General features: G+C 34.6%; 3 protein-coding genes. All 3 read right to left on the reverse strand.

Annotated elements, in window-relative coordinates; all coding sequences use genetic code 11:
• Nucleotides 1–77 precede the first annotated feature (77 nt).
• Genes istB through Q428_RS16160 form a run of 3 tightly spaced genes read right to left on the reverse strand, consistent with a single transcriptional unit; the run spans nt 78 to nt 2420 of the window.
• The gene (istB, locus tag Q428_RS13640; RefSeq protein WP_242847856.1) at nt 78–839 is read right to left on the reverse strand and encodes an IS21-like element helper ATPase IstB; all 762 of its coding nucleotides are present in this window, start codon (nt 837–839) and stop codon (nt 78–80) included.
• 4 nt (nt 840–843) lie between these two features.
• Entirely contained in the window at nt 844–1944 is a 1101-nt protein-coding gene (locus tag Q428_RS13645) for a hypothetical protein (protein ID WP_242847857.1), read from the reverse strand.
• Complete coding sequence (locus Q428_RS16160) at nt 1866–2420, reverse strand: hypothetical protein (RefSeq protein WP_242847858.1); 555 nt, start codon at nt 2418–2420, stop codon at nt 1866–1868. Before Q428_RS16160 ends, Q428_RS13645 begins: the two co-directional genes overlap by 79 nt.
• Nucleotides 2421–2641 lie beyond the last annotated feature (221 nt).

Here is a 2641-nt window from a genome sequence, read left to right on the forward strand (position 1 = left end):
TGTAGACGTCAAGTAGATTTTTACAGATTCCGATAAATAACTTTTTACACATAATTATTTCCTTAAATGTAATTGATTTACTGTGAATTCCCAAAGATACTCTGCCTATGCTTTATTCTATAACTGTCATCATTAAAGAAATTCACTACTTCACATTTATGAACTATCCTATCAAGTATAGCAGTTGTTATTGCAGCATCACCTAAAAGTTCTCCCCATTCCTCTGGTCCTTTGTTCGATGTAATTATTATTGATGTCTGACCATACAACTTATTTATTAGCTGGAAAAACAGGTTTGCTTCCTGCTTTTCCATAGCCATGAACATTAAATCATCAATTATAAACAAATCACAATCTATTATCTTCTTCACCTTATTTCTAGAGGAAGAAGATATCTCCTGTGTCTTTAATAGATGAATTAAATCTGCTATTGTTGAGAACCTTACCTTATATCCATTGTTTATTGCTTCAATGCCTATTCCTATGGACAAGTGAGTTTTTCCTACGCCCGGAGGGCCAAGAAAAACTATGTTATATCCTTGCTCTAGCCATACAAGTTCCTTAAGCTGGTTTAACTGCCTTTGGCTCAAGGATTTTTGCTCCGCAAGATTAAACTCCGAAAGGGTTTTATATTCGGGAAAAAAGGCCTGTTTAAGTCTTTTTTCTAGTTTTCTAGTTTCTCGACCTTTTATCTCCTCCCGAAGAGCTTCTTCTAGGAACTTTTCACAGGTTAGAGAATTTTCCAATGCTTTCTCTATGATATCGCCTATATTCTCCGCAGTATGATACATCTTTAGTGTTCGAAGCATAGATTCCAATACTTTTATATTATGAGACAATTTATTAACCTCCATTACTTCCGTTCATTATATCAGCATATTCACTGATAGATCTTACTTTGACTTTTCCTGTTATTTTGCTTGTTGCCGATTCAGTAATGCCTTTTATTTCAACAGGAGCATTTTCTGATTCAACATTTATTTTTGAATAATGATTTACGGCATCTCTAAAATCTACAGCACTGAAAAGATGATTTTTCACACAATAATCCAGAGCCTTACTAATGGAACTATTACTTGCAGATTGTATAACAGAATCTATTAGCATCAACTGATCTCTTATATATCTGGGTTTTTCATTGTGTATACCTTCAAGTAATACTTTTGCCTTGTCTTGATCAGTAAATTTCTTGATTATATTTTCTATCATAGTCTTTATCTTTTGAGATTTATCACGTCTATGATGATTATTGGCAACTAGATTTCCCTTGGACTGAGGTATCTCATGACGTGCTATTTCAATTTCTGTATCAAGGTCATAGATAACTATATATTGGTCTTCAATCTTTGTGACTCCTACATTAGTATGTGGTCCTTTATATGTTCCTCTCGGAACGGTATATCTATTTCCTTGTATGGGCACAGTATTGTCTTTCCTTACCTGATAAGTTATACTGATTATGTGTGTTTTTGAAATTATTTTCTCAAGTACCGGCTGTAAGTATTTCTTCTCTTCTAAGAATACTTCGCCCGGTATTTTTCTTGTGGTAGAATGTATCTTCCCGTTCCCCCTTCTCTTAAGCCATTTAAAACAATCTTCATTCCATTTATCAATATTGTAGAAAATTCTATTGCTCGCAAAGTTCTCCTTGACGTAGTCAACAACCTTTTCAATCTTTCCTTTACTTTCAGGATCTGCCTTACGGCACATTCGTATCTTAAATTTTCTTTTTTGCAGATATGCAGCAAACTCTTTAGTGTAAATCAGGTCTCCATGATTCTCACTAACTAATATCAGATGATCTTGGTCATATACTGCTTCCGCAGGATGACCTCCCCAATATTCAAAGGCATTTTCATGAATTTTTATGATATCGCTAGTCTTAAAGGGCCTTGCTTGCCATTCACAATATTTGAATCTTGAGTGAGATAAAACAAAGCACATAACATAGATAGATATTTCTTTCCCATCTGGCTTAAAACCTTCTTCTCTCCAAAATCCACCTGCATTTGTTTTCCCATAGGTGGGTCATCAGAAGCTTCATATTGTCTCGTAGAGCTGTCCTTTAAGATATCATATTCTTTTCGTATAAACCTTACATAGTTCCTCATTGTAGATTCATTAAAATCAATCTTCTCATATTTTTCTTCTAGCCAGTCAAATACCTGTGCTGCTGTCATTTGAGGATACTGCTTCAACCACCCAATGATATCCTCCTCGTACTTCTGTGCTTTTTTTGTCCTATGTTTTCGCTTGTTCATCTCTTGAGCAAATTCTTCAGGTTCCATATTTACATATTTTATTACTGTAGGCCTGCTTATACCTAGTAGCTTAGAAATCTTGGAGTTGCTGAACCCCCTTGATTTTAGGTGCTTAATGTCTATATACATTTTCCAACCTTCTTCAGTATTCAATTTCATGTCCTCCCCTCTGTATGAATCAATTCTATTATACAGAAGGGACATTTTAAATCATACCTTTGGCTATATCGGATGTGATTATGTAACTTCAATGGCAGCCAGCTCCACTGAAGTTTGATGTGTAAAACCCTATGTTAACAACATACATATATGGTAAAATTAGAGGTGAGACTGTCAAATCTTATTTATCGGAACCTGTCAACTTTAGTTTATCATCTACA

It is taken from the genome of Fervidicella metallireducens AeB, from assembly GCF_000601455.1.
Lineage (GTDB): Bacteria > Bacillota > Clostridia > Clostridiales > Caloramatoraceae > Fervidicella > Fervidicella metallireducens.